Genomic DNA, 16,275 nt, shown 5'->3' with positions numbered 1-16,275 from the left:
GATTTCCTCGGAGTTTCTAGAGTGGCGTTCTACACATCTAAAGCTTGCTCAGACTGAGGCGTATTGTAGACAGATTCGTCCAGTTCGCCTGTCACCTTCGCAGTTGTTACGCCCGCTGTCATTGCTCCACTGACATTTACTGCTGTACGGCCCATATCAATCAAGGGTTCTACCGATACTAACAGACCCGCTAAAGCAACCGGTAAATCTAACGCAGATAAGACAAGGATAGCAGCGAACGTTGCGCCTCCCCCTACTCCTGCGACACCAAAAGAACTAATGGCCACGACCCCTATGACCGTTAAGATGAACCAAATATCGAGTGGATTAATTCCTACAGTCGGTGCAATCATGAATGCAAGCATCGCTGGGTAAATTCCCGCACATCCATTTTGACCGATAGACAATCCGAACGAGCCTGAGAAGTTTGCAATTCCTTCAGGAACTCCTAGTTTATGTGTTTGCGTATGAATATTTAGTGGTAAAGTACCTGCACTTGAACGAGATGTAAACGCAAATAATAAAGCCTCTGAAGCTTTCTTTACATACGTAATTGGGTTTACACCAGAAACAAGTAAGATCAATAAGTGAATCAAGAACATCACGCCGAGTGCTACATACGATGCCAATACGAACTTGCCTAGTGTATAGATGGCTTCAAAGTTTGATGTTGCTACTGTGCGCGCCATGATAGCTAATATTCCGTAAGGCGTTAAACGGAGAACAATTCGAACAATACCCATTACTAGTTCATAAATGGCATCAATGCCTTTTTTAAGTGTTGCGGCCGTCTCAGGTGAGCGGCGAACAACGGACAGATAGGCAAAACCGATGAATGCTGCAAAGATTACGACAGCGATTGTAGAAGTTGGACGAGCCCCAGTAAGATCAAGGAATGGGTTAGCAGGTAATAGACTGATCAATTGCTCTGGGAATGTCTGATCCGCTACTTCTGCAGATGTCTCTTCGATATATACGCCTCGTGACTCTTCTGCTTCTCCGCTAAAAATCTGCTCAGCATTTAAATCAAACAACGCAGCAGATGAAATACCTACAGCAGCTGCCACAGCTGTTGTTCCAATTAAAATAGCTAATATGATTCCTGCAATTTTCCCTAATTGATTGCCCAGCTTCAACTTTGCAAAAGCACCAATAATTGAAATGAACACGAGTGGCATAACAATCATTTGAAGCAGTCGTACATAGCCGACCCCAATGACATTATACCAAGCGGACGTATCTGTTAAGATTTCCGAATCCGCACCATATGCTAGATTTAAAATAAGTCCTAAAAGTATTCCGAGTCCTAGTGCTGTAAAGACACGAGTTGAGAATGATTTATTTTTACGCTTCATCCATACTAATACTCCAATGAGGACTAAGAGAGCGAGACTGTTGATTACTACAAACATGTTAATTTCCTCCTTTTTTTCAAACGATGTATCGTATTATATGCTTCTAATTCCAACCTGTAAAGTATGAATTACTGAGAAACTATGTAAATTGGTTTGCATTCGGTATACTTAAGGTAGAAATTCCATAGAAAGGAGGAGCTGTCATGACATATACTATTTTTAGTGTGGCGGCATCCATCGTCATTATTTTAAATATATTCTTAGCCGTAGCACTTATCTTCCTTGAGCGACGAGACGCAAGCTCCACATGGGCTTGGATTCTTGTTCTCTTCTTTGTGCCCGTATTAGGATTTATTATTTACCTATTCTTCGGTCGTCAAATCCGAAAGAAAACTCTTTTTAGGTGGGAAGGTCGAAAGAAAGTTGGAATCCAACAACTCATCAGTTACCAGAAGAGCGCAATCGAAGAAGACCGGTTTGAATTTCGTTTGGACGATGCACATAATTATAAAGACTTAATTGTGATGCATTTAAATAACAATCAGGCAGTCCTCACGCAAGATAACGCTGTACAGATTTTTAATGATGGTCGAGCGAAATTCGATTCGTTACTAGAGGATATGCGAAAAGCAAAAGATCATATTCATATGCAGTACTATATTTTACGACTCGATAACTTAGGTAATGAAATCTATCAGGTCTTACTAGACAAAGCACGTCAAGGCGTAAAAGTTCGCATCCTCTATGATGAAATGGGTTCTCGAACATTACGCAAAAAACATTTTAAAGAGCTTACAGATTTAGGCGGTCGGGTGGAAGCCTTCTTCCCCGCAATTTTTCCAATGATCAATATGCGCCTCAATTATCGCAATCACAGAAAAATTGTCGTCATCGACGGACATATTGGCTATATAGGTGGATTTAATGTAGGTGATGAATACTTAGGTCTCAACAAAAAATTTGGTTACTGGCGTGATACACATTTACGTGTCGAAGGCAGTTCTGTGCATCCCCTTCAAACTCGCTTTATATTAGATTGGAATCAGGCTTCAGCTGATCATGATATCGAGTATGACGAACGCTATTTCCCTACCATTCCGATGAAAGGTTCCGTTGGATTACAGATCGTATCAAGTGGACCGGATGAAGAATGGGAACAAATCAAGAATGGCTATTTAAAATTGATTTCGTCCGCCAAAAAGTATATTTATATTCAAACGCCCTATTTTATTCCGGATGCGAGCTTCATGGATGCTCTGCGTGTAGCTGCACTTTGTGGGATTGATGTGCGCATCATGATTCCAAATAAGCCAGATCATATCTTTGTTTATTGGGCTACGTATTCACACGTTGGAGAGTTGCTGAAGGCTGGCGCGAAAATCTACATTTATCAAAATGGCTTCTTGCATACAAAAATGATTGTTATCGATGATGAAGCATCTTCTGTCGGGACAGCAAATATCGATGTGCGAAGTTTTAAATTAAATTTTGAAGTAAACGCATTTATTTATGATCGCGAAACTTCCCATCGACTTGCGCTGTTATTTGAAGAGGATATGACATTCTCTACAGAATTAACGAGAGAAATTTATTTGAATCGTACACGTCTGATCAAAGCAAAAGAATCAATCGCAAGGTTGCTGTCTCCAATCCTTTAAGATGTGGAGAACGCCACTCGATTTCGTTAAGATGTGGAGCCGACTGCCTGTAAGGCACTGCATACTTTAGAAATCCAGATTCATCTTACGATGTTTGCTTTTAAGATCAAATTCAGAACGAAAAGGACTGGGGCCGCTCGAATCGAGCGGCCCCAGCGCGAGTCTTCTTAGTTTGCTCTTGCGCAATCATCTCCAGCTGAATCTGGCTAGTTCAAATGCTTCTTTCCAGGAAGTCGTTCCTTACATCGTTTCAGATTCGGCTCCGCCTCTATCATTTATTCTCAACTAACTATCGTTTTGCAAGTAACACATTTAGTTCCAGGCTGTGCTAACGCAAGGCCTGATTCAATTCCCTAAAATCAAAATAGAGGACAGCGAGCAAGTGCACACTTACTAAGTATTTAAATGATTTACAATAGATGATTGTTCAGTGGCAAGAAATCCCGGAAGCCAGGTCGTCATTTACCGGTTTGAAGTGATAATTGGTGAAAAAGGAGTTTCTCGTAATTTGAGAAACTCCTTTTTTTATTGTTCGATATATTCTTCTACAGTCAATCCAGAATTAACTATCTCCAATGCGAGCTCTTTACCTAGATAACGGAAATGCCACGGCTCGTACATATACCCCGTGATTTTCTCTTTCCCCTCTGGATACCTTAAAATAAATCCGTAAAGGTGAGCGTTTTCAGCAAGCCATTTCCCTGCCTCTGTGTCTCCAAAACTCACCCGTGCAAAGTGCTGCTCAAAGTTTTTTTCTCCAATATCAAGTGCAAGGCCTGTCTGATGTTCAGAGTATCCAGGTCGTGCACTGTATCTGTCTGCTTCTTCTTGACCGTCGTTAGCCACATAGCGCTCATAAAGTTCTTGCTGACGTTCAAATGAACGATACCCACTAAATGCAACGAGTTCATATCCATCTAGGCTAGCCGCAGCAGCAAGTTCTGCAAAAGCTTGTTGGACTTCTTGAAGCATCTCGTCGGTTGGAACAAAATCTTGAGGCAATGGGTACTGCTTACTGGCCATTAAAATACCACTCATATACGTGGGTTCTTGCGGTAATACCTCATTTCCTTCATACCCTTTTGCTCCCGACCGGTCCACTTCTGGTTCTGGTTCAGGCTCTGGTTCAGGCTCTGGAATTGGCTCCGGTTCAACTTCTTCAGGTTGTTGTTCCACAATTGGCTCTGGCTCTTCTTGAGGAACTTCATCAAAGAGTTCATTGAGGGCGAGATAGCCTTGTTGGTGCGCAAAAAATGCACCACCCCCCGCTAGTAAAATGAAAAGCAAGCCTATAATCCAAGGCCACTTTTTCTTTTTTTTCGTTTGATATAAATAAGAGCGCGTATTCATCTGAAGCCTTCTTTCCTGTCTACAAAGTATCTTAAGTGTATCATGTTCCCTGGAATAATTCTTCCTTTCTCAACAGAGTGGCGTATAATGAAAGAATTGAATCGATAGTTTAGGAGTCGTTTGCATGAAGTCTCAAAAATGGATGTCTGTACAGTTTTTTATTTTCTTCTTCACTTGGGGTGTTTTCCTTCCGTACTGGACAGGATACCTAACAAATGTGAAAGACATGAGCGTATACTCAGCAAGTTTAATCATGGGAGCAGGTATGATAGCACGTGCCTTTTCCACTCTTGTACTTTTCCCTGAGTTAACTAAACGCTATAGTATTCATGTTTTCCTTCGGATATTGGCGCTCGGATCGCTTGTAACATTCGTTCTCTATATTCCGCTGTCATCCTTCACCATGTTGCTACTGATTACAGTTCTTTTTAGTTTGGTTTATCCAAATTTATTACCCGCAATGGAGAGTTGTGCTTCTCTATTGATGCAACGCGACCGCATCCATTATGGACGAAGCAGATCATACGGCTCTGCCGGCTTTATGGCAGCAGTACTTGTTATAGGTTTCACGACTGCGCAATTTGGTGAGCAAGCAATCTTGTGGGTAATGATTGGAGCGTTGGCATTTGTGGTGATTGCTACTTCTTGGAGAGCACCTGCCGCATTAACGGATGTCCCTGTTCGAGAAGGACAACAAAGTACATGGCAACTTGCAAAAGTGTTACTCAAGCAAAAGGAATTCTTAGCGGCACTAGTCATTGTTGTGTTGATTCAAGGCTCTCACGCTTCGTACAATTCCTATAGTTTTATTTATTTGCAGGATATAGGCGTGAGCAACTCATGGATCGGTGTAATAATCAACGTAGCCGTACTTGCTGAAATCGTCTTATTTATGGTGGCTGATAAAGTGTTTGGCAAATCAAAAGTCTATACACTATTTATGATTGCCGCAGTAGGTGCAACCGTCCGATGGATTTTAATTTGGTTGGTGCCGACAGCTGGAGTATTTGTTCTAACTCAAGTCTTGCATGCCATTTCCTTTGGTCTCGCACATTATGCATTTATTCAGTTCATTGCGCGCTCGTTGACGAAGTCATCTATCCCAACCGCTCAAGGGTTATACGCTGCATTTGCGATGAGTTTAAGCACTGCACTTCTTACATTCTTAGGTGGATATTTATATGATATTCAAGCGGGCTATGCATTCCTTGGTATGGCGGCATTCTCATTCCCAGCGATTGTAATGCTTATTTTACAACGCAAAAAATTGACCACATAAAAAAAGTACCTTCTCTTGAATCTAATCAAGGAAGGTACTTTTTTAATTACGTTAGAGTAATAACTAGCACAACTACAAATGCCACTGCAAAAAAGACGGCCATACCTCTCATCCACTTTGCTTCTTTTTCCATTCCACGCTCTTTAAATGTAATGGCTCGATACGTATTGGTAAATACAAATACCAATGTCATAAAGAGTACTGCTAGATTTAAAGAATTTTGAATGACAAAATAAATAGCAAGTGCACTGGATAAAACAACTGGAATTCCAAATGCTAGATTGCGAGTTCGTGACGGCATTTTTTCACTCATGCTGCATCAGCTGCTTTCTCAGGGTGTTCTGAATAAAACTTACGTCCGATATACGTCTGGATGATCAATAATACTCCTCCAACTGCCCAATAAAGCGGAAGCGCAGCCATAGACGTAAACGAGATCAACATAATCATGATTGGAGAAATCCAAATCATAATTTTCATCTGTTGTTTCTGTTGCTCTGGAACTGTCCACAGAGAGACTTTTGCTTGTAGGAAGTAAACAACTCCTGCAATCAATGTCATTGCAATATCTGGTGTACCGAGGCTGAACCAGATGAACTCATGTGTTTTGACTTCTTCCGAGTACAGAATAGCAAAGTAAAGACCCATGATAATCGGCATTTGAAGCAAAATTGGGAGACACCCCATGTTTAAAGGGTTCACGTTATGCTTGCGATAGAGTCCCATCATTTCTTGCTGAAGTGCCATTTGATCTTCTTTTGATTTTGTTTCTTTTAGACGCTTTTGAATATCGTCCATTTCAGGTTTTAACTTATCCATTTTCACTTTCATACCTTGTTGCGCTTTGTAGTTACGAAGCATTAAAGGCATTAATACCAAACGAATGATAATGGTAATAGCGATAATAGCTAAGCCGTAACTCCCATTAAATAGCGTCCCAAAGTAATCAAGTGCCCAATCAAACGGTCGCACAAAAATACTGTAAAACGTACCTTCTTTATTTTCCACGCCAGAACATCCGCCGAGGAATACTACAGTGGCTACAAGTAGTGCAGCCAAGCTCCATTTTTTCTTCACATTGGTCACCTTCATTTTTCAAACTATCCCTACTATATACTAAAACTTCCCTATTAATCAAACGCTAATAGGGAAGTTCACTCAGTTGACACTTTCTTTAAATGTGAATTGGAAGAAGGATGTAGCAGGTTGGTCTCTAAATTGTTTTGGCGTTACTGTCGTATACTTTTTAAAGATTCGAGTGAAATACGATTGATTGCAGAAATGGAATTGGTCCGAGATATCTGATATCGATTTAGACGTATGACGTAAAAAGTATTGAGATTCTTCTACTTTTCGAATGTTTAAATACTCTACTAAAGTAATGCTTGTATGTTCTCTAAAGATCCGAGACAAGTGACTCGTACTAATGGAGAATTTTTGAGCAATGGCTTCTACCGATAAATCGCTTTCGATTTCATCATTTATGTACAGAATTACTTTATTCACGGTCTGGTGATTAAATTGCGGTTTCGTTCGTTCAGATAAAACATGAACATAAAATTCAATCAATTCTTCTCCACATTGTAAAAATAATACATCGCTCATTCGGCTATCAATCACATCCATGCATGAACGACTAAATGCAAATGCCTTTACTGGGGGCACTTGACTATCAATCAATTTGCGCGCCATTGTTGCTGCAAGGTGAATATAAAATAGACGGGCAGCACGAATCATGTCTTTTCCTGTGAGCTGACTTAGCGCGTCGATGATTAAACGGAGGCGCTCACGAGCTTGATCCAAATCCAGAGTTTGCATGTCGTGAAACATCTCTTTTTCTAATAAAAAGTATCGTTCGGCTAGAGCATCATGACTTGAATCCACACTGTTTTCTACAAAAGCATTTGAAAAAGCTTCTAAAAATAATTTGTCTGAAGAAAGCGGATTTTTATGAATTTTAGTGAGCATATGATTTAACCTCTTTTTCTTAACCACATAGTATCTACTTATTTTAAACCATAATGCTCACATTACCAATACTTCTTACTAATTATTTTCCAATTTTTCCGGTACTAGGACACGAAGGTGCTTTGGAAGTACTTGAATTTCAACAGGTGTACATGTTCCTTCATCCCCATCCACATTGCAAAATAGCTCTTCGGAGGTTTCAATGTGCACTTTTTTGGTCTTAATATACTCTACACCATCATCCTCTGCTATTCTCCCTTGTAACAGTTTGGATCCAACACGTAAAAACCCTGGAATTCCAGACTCATGCACGATAAATAAGTGGAGAAACCCATCATCGACTTCTGCATCAGGTGCAAGTTTTTCAAACCCGCCGACTGAATTCGTCAGCGCAGTTAATACTAGTGTTAAGCCGCCACTCCACTCGCCCTCGTCATGGGTAATCTTCATCTGCACTTCATTATCTTGAAGAATCGCCTTAGTTCCTTCTAGTAAATACGCTAATGGGCCAAGACGTGTTTTTGATTCTACAGATGTATCCGCTACTTTCGAAGCAATTTCTCCTATTGCGACGATATTCATGAAATAAGAATCCCCTATTTTTCCAATGTCTGCATGCTGTTCTTTCCCTACTTTTAATGCCTCAATTGCCTCTTCAGCATTTAGCGGGATTCCTAGCGCACGTGCAAAATCATTTACAGTTCCAAGTGGAACAAACGAAAAAAGAGGGCGATGATTCTGTTCAGCAAGACCATTCACAATTTCATTAATTGTCCCGTCTCCACCCATTCCAATGACAAAATCTATAGTGTCTTTACATGCTTGTTCAGCAAAGCGAGTCGCATCTTTTGGCCCTGTCGTCTCATTCACTTGAACTTCATAACCCATGGACGATACAACTTCTACAACTCGGTCTTTATAGTCACTAGCAAGCTCTTTACCGGATGAAGGATTATAGATTAGTACAGCTTGTTTCATGTAGATACTCTCCCTATTTTTTAAATTTGTCTATAAAAAAAGAGCTACGAGAGCTCTTTTATCTTACTGATAGTCTACTTCTTTATTCGATACGTCTGTCTTCTCTTTTTTAGATGACTTGTCTTGTACTTCCTCGTTGTAGTACTGCACACTCGTCATCGCGCCTTCATCAACCATTTTGTTATCGTCTACGTCTTGTGGGTCAGGGTGACCTGCTGTGCCGTAAGTTGATTTACTTGTAGAGTTTTGATCCATATAAGCATTGAATTTAGTTTTTAAGTTATTGAATTGGACCATTGCTTTGTCCCGATTCTCCGGTTTTTTAAAATATGCGTATGCTGCTGCTGCAATCCCTGCTACTACTAATGATGAACCGTTTGATTTTTTCCCCATTCGTAAAACCTCCAGTTAATATGAATTTTAGTTCCTATTATCTAGTAATACCCGCTGACGAGAAAAATTAACCAATTTTCAAGATTATTTTTTAATCATGTACACATGTGGAATGCCATCTTCTAAAAACTCTTCGGAGATAGTTTTAAAACCAAATGCCCCGTAATAGTTTTGCAAATGTGCTTGTGCACAAAGACGAATCGGCTGATTACCAAATTCGTTATCTACTGATTCAAGCGCTTTGGTCATCAATTGTTGCGCGAGTCCCGTGCCTCGCTTGTCCATTCGAACGATAACACGTCCAATTGATAACTCCTCATATTTCCCACTTGGGACAACTCGACAGTATGCAAGAATTTCCTCGTTCTCTCTATAGAAGATATGTAGGGACTCCTGATCAAAATTATCAATGTCTGGATAAACGCAATTCTGTTCCACAACAAAAACATCCGACCGTAATTTTAACGACTGATATAGTTCATCAAGAGTTAACTCGTGAAACTTTTTACATGTCCACATAAGTTAGACCTCCTCCTTTTTGTTTAATTATGACATACGCAGTAGCCAGGCAACTAGAATTTTGGTATGCTAGTTGAAATAGTTTAGAGGTGATGGCCATGATCCGTGTGATGACTGAAAAGGATATTCGTTCTGTACGGCAAATCGCCCTGGCCAGTTGGGGAGAAACCTACAGTTCTCTTTTTCCTGACGAAGTATTAGTAGATTGGTTTGAAAGAAACTATTCATCTGCTATGCTCTGTAAACAAATCGAAAAAACAAACATGTTCGTAGTCGAGCAAAATGAGCAAATCGTTGGTTTTGCTAGTTTTACACAAGTAGATGAGGACGGAGACAGTGAGTTGACTGCTTTATACATTTCACCGAAGCATACTAAGCAAGGATTAGGTACGTCTTTAGTTGAAAAAGGTGTTGAGACTCTTCAAACAAAAGGTCACAATCTTTACGTCTATGTAGAAAGTGTAAATCTTACAGCACGTTCATTTTATGAAAAGCTAGGCTTTCATTTATTAGAAGAATTTGATGAGTATTTTGAAGGTTATCCAACAACTACCGCACAATACGTCCTACCATTAAAAACTCCCACCCTCATTTAATTGAGAGTGGGAGTTTTCTTTGGTTATAGAGGGCGATTCGGCTCGTAGTAATCTAAGTCGCTCTCAGTTTCTGAAACATATGGTGCTTTGCGCACAAACGACATAATTGCTGCAATATACAGAAGTATAGATGTTAAAGAGAGTAAATAAGCAAATACTCCAGCTACAATAAAGAAGATACCTGCAAGCTTTGGATTTTTGTTATTACGGATGTTTAAGATCGCTAAGATATTGAAAACTAAGCTAATAACGAGGGAAATAACTAATCCCCAACCAAACACTTCAAAAACGCCCATGCTACCTTGTACAATATCCATGATTGCATCCACATCTTGTTGCTGCAATGTTGGATCTTCTTCGATCCCTTGTTGCATTCCTGTTTCAAACTCTTCTAGAAATGCAGGATCGTTTAACGCTGCACTTCCACCTGAAACAAATAAGGTCATTAAAATAATGGATAATGCGGTGAAGACAGCACTAATTACTCCTAATACAATCTCGCCTGTCCTTGAAAACTTCATTCTGACGTCCTCCTTTAATTTGTATTCATTAGTGATACGAATCACAATCACAAATGTTTCGCTTACTTGGTGTATCCCCTAAAAATAGTTCAAAAAAACTAGATTTAGTATAAAAACCTCGGGTATATATATACTAACAAACAATTAGAGAGGATGACAGACTATGGAAAAGAAATTAGTATTCTCACAAGGTGATTTTTTATACACGTTAGCAGGTGCTTCTGCATTAACTGCTCTTGTGGTGTTCTTCGTATGATTGGAATGAACTCTACTTACATATAAAAGGCAATCCACCGTTCATTGAACAGGGATTGCCTTTTATTATGCCTTCACATCATCATATTCTTTATAACGGTCGAATGCTGTTACAACATACGAGCAAACTGCATCCATTTTGTAGTCGTTTTTTCTAGCATAGTCAGCTGCTTGGTCTAGTAATTGCTTAGCTACCCCGCCACCACGCAATTTAGGGGATACAAATGTATGATCCATCACCATTATATCTCCAAGTAATGTCCACGTAATCTCTCCGACCTTCTCATTGCCTTCACGAACTTGATACGCAAACACATCATTTCCTAGCTCCGTAAATTGAAAATCCATGAACAATCACTCCTTTTTATCAGTCTATCATATCAAACGAAAGAGGGCGCAACTTTGATTCAATTTCATTTCTTCGAGGTTCTAAAAAAGGAGGAAGTGCTAACTTCTCACCAAGTGTCTCCAGACTTTCATCTGAATCAAAGCCAGGTTCGTCGGTTGCCAGTTCATACAGAATTCCTGAAGGTTCTCTAAAATAGATGGATTTGAAATAATACCGATCTACTAAGCCTGAAGTTTGATACCCTGCTTGGGTTAGACGTTCTTGCCATTTTGGATACTCCTCCATGGACGGAATTCGAAACGCAACATGGTGAACACTACCACGGCCTGGACGTTCTACAGGAAGATCTGTACGAGTTTGAACATGTACCTCTCCAGCAGGTCCCCCTTCAGCCACTGAAGCGACTACTGTATCAGGTTGTCCTTCTACTCGTGATGGGTAACTCCCAATGATAGTGAAACCTAAAATGTTAGTCAGCGTTTCTACTGTTCTTTCTGCATGTCTAACTGTTAAGTAAGATGGCCCGAGACCGACTATCGCATATTCGATTGGTATATCCTCTTTCTCCCACGCTTCTCCGTAAGGAATTCCCTTCCCATCATCAACTACTAGATGCAATCTAGATCCTTCAAAGTCTTCAAAATAAAGGACCTCACGATCAAAAGCAGTTGTTCGTTCTAGTTTTGGAATAGCAAAGCTTTGCAGACGGTGTTCCCAAAAATCTAGTGCCTCCACGGATTTTATCCGGAATCCCGTATTAGAAATACTTGATACTCCAGGATATGTCTTGCCCGCCATAGGTATATCAAAATACGTCATATCTGTTCCTGGTGTACCCTTCGCATCTGCATAAAACAGATGATAGGAACTTGGAGAGTCTTGATTGACACTTTTTTTAACTAAGCGCATACCTAATATATGCGTGAAGAAGTAATGATTTTTCACGGCGTCTTTTGTTAATGCTGAAACGTGATGAATGCCACCTACTTGCATGTCTCCCACCCCCTTATCTTGAATTCGAGATATTTTTAGTATACTCTTTTTTTCAAAAAAAGAAAAGGAGTTCTCATTATTTTAAGAGACTCCTTTTGTACAGTATTGGGTGCGTAGGGGAAGCGTTCCGCGGGCGCGGGCTGAGCCAAAATCGAGTTGCGAACGCCAGAAATACACTCCGGAATTTCTTGAGCGGCGGTCTCCACATCTAAAGCAAGGTCTCAGCTTCCGCTTTTAATCCCGCTGGAGTCACCCCTACTCACTTTTCAAATTTGAGACTTTACCAATAATTATGAAAAAATCAACTCTGTCTTGATCATAGTTTTAATTAAATATAGATCGGATTGAAGAAACTAAGTCGTTAAAGAATTTCTTTACGCCGTTCCAAAATCCTTCGTTTTCTACAATCGAGCCGATTTGATCTTGAATCGATTGGCTTAAATCTTCTAATTGCGTTGACCACTGACTAAAATCAATATCCAATTGGCGAATCCGGTCCATTAGATCAATCAAAAGTTGGCGGTCTTGTTCTGATAACTCAATTTGAAGGGTTGACAATTGTTCTGTAACAATTTGTTCGACTTCTTCACGTGATGCAGGATTTTGCTCTGCAATCTGTTGCTTGATTTCAGTTAAAAGCTCACTCACTTTGTCTTGATCGATCCCAGATTCTTCAGAAAGGATTGTAGCGACAGACAACTCCTCATTTGCAACATCTGTTCGTTCTGAATCCAGTTGTTCCCCTGTTGCTTCGTAAGCTTTATAAATCCCTACAAGAGCAGAATGACCCGTTACTGGACTTGGCGCAGCGACTTCAACCGTAGCATTTTCAATTCCAGCTGTGAGCATGGCATTGGCATACATTTCATTGGTTACTTGTGTGATATTGTCTGGTGTGACAATTGAAATAACTAAGCCTTTGCCCGCATCTGTACGTGTGATTTTCGCAGAAGAGAACATCCGCGCAGACGAGTTTCCGTCTTTGATATATGTGGCTAAATCTTCACCAGTTACTGTAATTTCCTCTACAGTAGAGGATTCCGATACATTTAATGCTTTTTGTACACTAGCTTTTTGTTCAGCAGTCAGGTTGGCTCCGTATACAACAATGGGCACACCCAATTTTTCATCTATAACTTCTTGATTCTCTCCGTCTGCCAGAGTAATTGCAGGGAATAAAAGTAGAAGTGCGAGTAAAGATAGAAGTATTTTTTTCATTGTTTGACCCCTTTCTGCTAATTGAAACGTTCTGGCAGTCAAAAGGTTGCCTTACAATTTCGAAAGTGTCCAACCATCTTGCTGCTCAATTTTCCCATCCTTCATTAGTTTACCTAATGCACGCTTAAATGATGCCTTACTCATTGAAAACATTTCTTGGATCTCATCCGGTGTTGATTTATCACCAAACGGCATCTTTCCACCAACGGATTGTAGATAGCGCCATACAGTCTCTGCATCATCAGAAAGTCGTTCTTGTTTTCTAGGAAGAAGTGATCCGTTCAGCGTACCATCTTCTTTGACTTCGATAATACGAACTTTTACTTCTTCACCTAGGCGAGGCTCAGCTTGACGCTCCGATTGATGGACAAAAATTCGATACATGCCTTTTGCAGACAATAGGAAAGTTCCTATTGGTAAAAGTCGATAAGCACGCGCTTGGATATCACTGTTATATACAGTAGAAGGCGCTTCGACATACAACTCTTCAATTTTTTCTTCTGTTGCTAATCGGCCAAGTAGATTTCCATCGCGATCTGTTCGAAGTGTCATGAAAATGCAATCACCCGGTTGTGGCCATAGCTCACGTAGTTTTGGAAGATCTTCTCCTTTGACAATGGCCGCCTGCGTGCCGCCAATATCAACAGTTGCTCCGTCGCGATCTGTCACTTTCATGACTTTCGCCCACCCGTACGTACCTTTTCGAATTGTCGGGATATGTCCACTCCCTAAAATGTTCCCTTTGCGATCAGCATAGGTAAAAACAGATACCTCTTGGCCTTCTTCCCATGCTTCAATAGCTTCTGATTCATTAATGACTACAATGTCCTTATCTTGTGTTACAGCAATCCATTTTGACCCTTCTTTTTCAAGCAACTTCACTTTCACGACTGCAGCAATTTCTAGTTCAGCCATACGAGCCCTCCTTTATTCCTCTACTTTTGTATCTGAGCGAAACTGTTCTAACTTGTCTTGGAGCTCGGGATGTTCTTCGAAAAACAATACTAGCTCCGCAATGCGGTCAATCGACTCCCAGCTCAAGTGGTGTTCGATTCCTTCTACATCTTGATAAATCAACTCTTCTGAAACACCAGCCAATCGTAAGAAATTCTCAAGAAGGTCATGTCGTTTCACGAGTTTTTTTCCAAGTTTATTTCCTTTTGGCGTCAAAGTTAAACCACGATATTTCTCATAGTGTAAATAGCCATCCTTATCGAGCTTTTGCACCATTTTCGTAACGGATGAAGGAAGGACTTCCAAAGCCTCGGCTATATCAGATACTCGTGCGTACCCTTTTTGTTCGATCAATTGATAGATTTGTTCAATGTGGTCTTCCATACTTGGTGTTGGCACTTGCGTTCTTCCTTTCCTACTCAGTGGTTTAAGTTTACTACACTCCACGAGTGCGGACAAACCGCTAATTTATTTTCATGTCGCATGTTTAAGTAAAATGTAGCTAGGGTATTCTTCTAGTAGTCAAGCAATTTACTTATTGTTAGAAAGGGGGGTGGCATACATGGGCCGCATTTTATGGTTAGTAGTTGTCGTACTTATTGTTCTTTGGTTATTAGGATTCTTATTCGAAATCGGTGGTGGATTGATCCACACTCTTCTGATTATCGCGGGTATCATTTTCGTTATCCAGTTAATCACAGGTAAACGAGCCGTATAGAAAAAGCCGCAGCATCGCGCTGCGGCTTTTCTTATTGAATTTTTGCGTATATACACGTGTTTGTAAACTCTTTTGAATCTGCTTTTCGCGCACTTTTGCGTAAAATCCCCTCAAGTTTATACCCACATCGCTCAGCAACACGGCGACTCCCTTGATTATCTTCATCACATCGAATTTCTACGCGCACAGCTTTCATTTCTCGGAATGCAAAGTCCGTCAACATCTGGACGGCCTCCGTGATGTAGCCTTTTCCTTCATAGCTTGAACGCAACCAATAGCCGATTTCAAAACGTCCTAGTGACCAGTCAATTCGGTGAAAACCTGTGGACCCAATAAAATTCCCTGTTTCTTTCTCAAACAAATGCATCCGGAAATCTTCTTGTGTCACGTAAGCTGCGATCGCCTTACGTAAACTGGCCTCCGTCTCTTCCATCTTTGGTGTTTGTTGTGCCCAAATCATCCATGGCTTCAAAGTAGCCATACTTTCTGAAATGGCTTCCCACACAAGAGGACCGTCTGATAGCTGTGGCGCACGTACGAGTAGACGTTCTGTTTCCAATTGATCCGGTACAAGAGGTCGCTCCGTTTGAGTAGCACCGGTCATCATTTCATCCCATGCAACGGGTGTTGACGTTCCTTTTAAGAAGTCCTCACGCGTCATACCATAGGTGACGGCATCATAGTACCGCTCTTCTTTTGGAGAAAACCAAGCTTGTCGAAGTTGTGCTTCCTTCACAAATCCAGCCCGTTCAAATGTTTTACGCATCGCTACATTGTCTAGACGTGTATGCCCTTCAAGGCGAATCTTTTTCTCTGGAAGCGAAAATACATACTCCGTCACAAGCTTTAGTGCCTTTGACCCGTACCCTTTTCCACGAGCTGTTTCTGCAATTCGCAAGTCAAATAGCGGGATCTCATCTTGCAAGTCATGGATCTTTACAATCCCTACTTTTTCGGCGTCTTCATTCTCTACCCAGAAGGTCTTGACGTCATCCGATTCGTAGCCGCCTTCCCCGATCGTCTTCTCTATCAGTTCGCGTTCAGGCGTTGCATTTCCGTGAAATGGCCATGAATTCGTTGTTAAAAAGTGTATGAGCTGCTCTTGTTCTTCCATTGTCCATTCTGTTAGTCTCATAAAGACCTCCCGTATACCGTTTCTTGTCTAAAGCAA

General features: G+C 40.7%; 19 protein-coding genes. 4 read left to right on the top strand and 15 right to left on the bottom strand.

Annotated elements, in window-relative coordinates:
• Window positions 1–29 precede the first annotated feature (29 nt).
• Entirely contained in the window at window positions 30–1,418 is a 1,389-nt protein-coding gene (locus tag JOD03_RS09640) for a cation:dicarboxylate symporter family transporter (protein WP_204590657.1), read from the bottom strand.
• A 140-nt stretch (window positions 1,419–1,558) separates the two neighbouring features.
• Between JOD03_RS09640 and cls the strand changes: the two genes are divergently transcribed.
• Complete coding sequence (gene cls, locus JOD03_RS09635; protein WP_204590630.1) at window positions 1,559–3,013, top strand: cardiolipin synthase; 1,455 nt, start codon at window positions 1,559–1,561, stop codon at window positions 3,011–3,013.
• A 525-nt stretch (window positions 3,014–3,538) separates the two neighbouring features.
• Here cls and JOD03_RS09630 read toward each other — a convergent pair.
• Window positions 3,539–4,363: a M15 family metallopeptidase gene (locus JOD03_RS09630; RefSeq protein WP_204590629.1), complete on the bottom strand. Its 825-nt coding sequence runs from the start codon at window positions 4,361–4,363 to the stop codon at window positions 3,539–3,541.
• 124 nt (window positions 4,364–4,487) lie between these two features.
• Between JOD03_RS09630 and JOD03_RS09625 the strand changes: the two genes are divergently transcribed.
• Window positions 4,488–5,642, top strand: a complete 1,155-nt coding sequence (locus JOD03_RS09625) for an MFS transporter (protein WP_204590628.1) — start codon at window positions 4,488–4,490, stop codon at window positions 5,640–5,642.
• A 46-nt stretch (window positions 5,643–5,688) separates the two neighbouring features.
• Here JOD03_RS09625 and JOD03_RS09620 read toward each other — a convergent pair whose 3' ends face one another.
• The 6 genes from JOD03_RS09620 to JOD03_RS09595 form a co-directional block, all read right to left on the bottom strand.
• Complete coding sequence (locus JOD03_RS09620) at window positions 5,689–5,943, bottom strand: hypothetical protein (protein WP_204590627.1); 255 nt, start codon at window positions 5,941–5,943, stop codon at window positions 5,689–5,691.
• A gap of 8 nt (window positions 5,944–5,951) precedes the next feature.
• Window positions 5,952–6,719, bottom strand: a complete 768-nt coding sequence (gene yidC / locus JOD03_RS09615; protein WP_338032462.1) for a membrane protein insertase YidC — start codon at window positions 6,717–6,719, stop codon at window positions 5,952–5,954.
• Between the two features lie 81 nt (window positions 6,720–6,800).
• On the bottom strand, window positions 6,801–7,610 hold the full coding sequence (locus tag JOD03_RS09610; protein ID WP_204590625.1) for an AraC family transcriptional regulator: 810 nt from the start codon (window positions 7,608–7,610) through the stop codon (window positions 6,801–6,803).
• A 78-nt stretch (window positions 7,611–7,688) separates the two neighbouring features.
• On the bottom strand, window positions 7,689–8,588 hold the full coding sequence (locus tag JOD03_RS09605; protein WP_204590624.1) for a diacylglycerol/lipid kinase family protein: 900 nt from the start codon (window positions 8,586–8,588) through the stop codon (window positions 7,689–7,691).
• Between the two features lie 63 nt (window positions 8,589–8,651).
• The gene (locus JOD03_RS09600) at window positions 8,652–8,981 is read right to left on the bottom strand and encodes a hypothetical protein (protein WP_204590623.1); all 330 of its coding nucleotides are present in this window, start codon (window positions 8,979–8,981) and stop codon (window positions 8,652–8,654) included.
• A gap of 84 nt (window positions 8,982–9,065) precedes the next feature.
• The gene (locus JOD03_RS09595; RefSeq protein ID WP_204590622.1) at window positions 9,066–9,500 is read right to left on the bottom strand and encodes a GNAT family N-acetyltransferase; all 435 of its coding nucleotides are present in this window, start codon (window positions 9,498–9,500) and stop codon (window positions 9,066–9,068) included.
• 98 nt (window positions 9,501–9,598) lie between these two features.
• Here JOD03_RS09595 and JOD03_RS09590 point away from each other — a divergent pair, with 98 nt between their 5' ends.
• A complete protein-coding gene (locus JOD03_RS09590) occupies window positions 9,599–10,096 on the top strand; it encodes a GNAT family N-acetyltransferase (protein WP_204590621.1) in 498 nt (165 codons plus the stop codon).
• A 23-nt stretch (window positions 10,097–10,119) separates the two neighbouring features.
• On the opposite strand, the gene JOD03_RS09585 is transcribed toward JOD03_RS09590, so the two are convergent.
• The 6 genes from JOD03_RS09585 to mntR all read right to left on the bottom strand — a co-directional run bounded on the left by JOD03_RS09585 (window position 10,120) and on the right by mntR (window position 14,785).
• On the bottom strand, window positions 10,120–10,617 hold the full coding sequence (locus JOD03_RS09585) for a DUF4064 domain-containing protein (RefSeq protein WP_204590620.1): 498 nt from the start codon (window positions 10,615–10,617) through the stop codon (window positions 10,120–10,122).
• A 321-nt stretch (window positions 10,618–10,938) separates the two neighbouring features.
• Window positions 10,939–11,220: a GNAT family N-acetyltransferase gene (locus tag JOD03_RS09580; RefSeq protein ID WP_204590619.1), complete on the bottom strand. Its 282-nt coding sequence runs from the start codon at window positions 11,218–11,220 to the stop codon at window positions 10,939–10,941.
• A gap of 19 nt (window positions 11,221–11,239) precedes the next feature.
• On the bottom strand, window positions 11,240–12,214 hold the full coding sequence (locus tag JOD03_RS09575; RefSeq protein WP_204590618.1) for a ring-cleaving dioxygenase: 975 nt from the start codon (window positions 12,212–12,214) through the stop codon (window positions 11,240–11,242).
• Window positions 12,215–12,538: 324 nt separating this feature from the next.
• Window positions 12,539–13,432 (bottom strand): DUF1002 domain-containing protein, encoded by an 894-nt coding sequence (locus JOD03_RS09570; RefSeq protein ID WP_204590617.1) that lies wholly within the window; start codon window positions 13,430–13,432, stop codon window positions 12,539–12,541.
• A 51-nt stretch (window positions 13,433–13,483) separates the two neighbouring features.
• Complete coding sequence (locus tag JOD03_RS09565; protein ID WP_204590616.1) at window positions 13,484–14,347, bottom strand: CvfB family protein; 864 nt, start codon at window positions 14,345–14,347, stop codon at window positions 13,484–13,486.
• A gap of 12 nt (window positions 14,348–14,359) precedes the next feature.
• Window positions 14,360–14,785 (bottom strand): transcriptional regulator MntR, encoded by a 426-nt coding sequence (gene mntR, locus JOD03_RS09560; protein ID WP_204590615.1) that lies wholly within the window; start codon window positions 14,783–14,785, stop codon window positions 14,360–14,362.
• Window positions 14,786–14,948: 163 nt separating this feature from the next.
• Between mntR and JOD03_RS09555 the strand changes: the two genes are divergently transcribed.
• Window positions 14,949–15,104 (top strand): lmo0937 family membrane protein, encoded by a 156-nt coding sequence (locus JOD03_RS09555; protein ID WP_204590614.1) that lies wholly within the window; start codon window positions 14,949–14,951, stop codon window positions 15,102–15,104.
• 31 nt (window positions 15,105–15,135) lie between these two features.
• Here JOD03_RS09555 and JOD03_RS09550 read toward each other — a convergent pair whose 3' ends face one another.
• Window positions 15,136–16,239, bottom strand: a complete 1,104-nt coding sequence (locus JOD03_RS09550; RefSeq protein WP_204590613.1) for a GNAT family N-acetyltransferase — start codon at window positions 16,237–16,239, stop codon at window positions 15,136–15,138.
• Between the last annotated feature and the right edge of the window lie 36 nt (window positions 16,240–16,275).

Origin of the sequence: Chryseomicrobium aureum (genome assembly GCF_016909155.1) — a bacterium.
Classification (GTDB): Bacteria; Bacillota; Bacilli; order Bacillales_A; family Planococcaceae; genus Chryseomicrobium; species Chryseomicrobium aureum.
The sequence above is the reverse complement of the archived record's forward strand: the minus strand, read 5'-3'. Positions and strand labels throughout refer to the sequence as shown.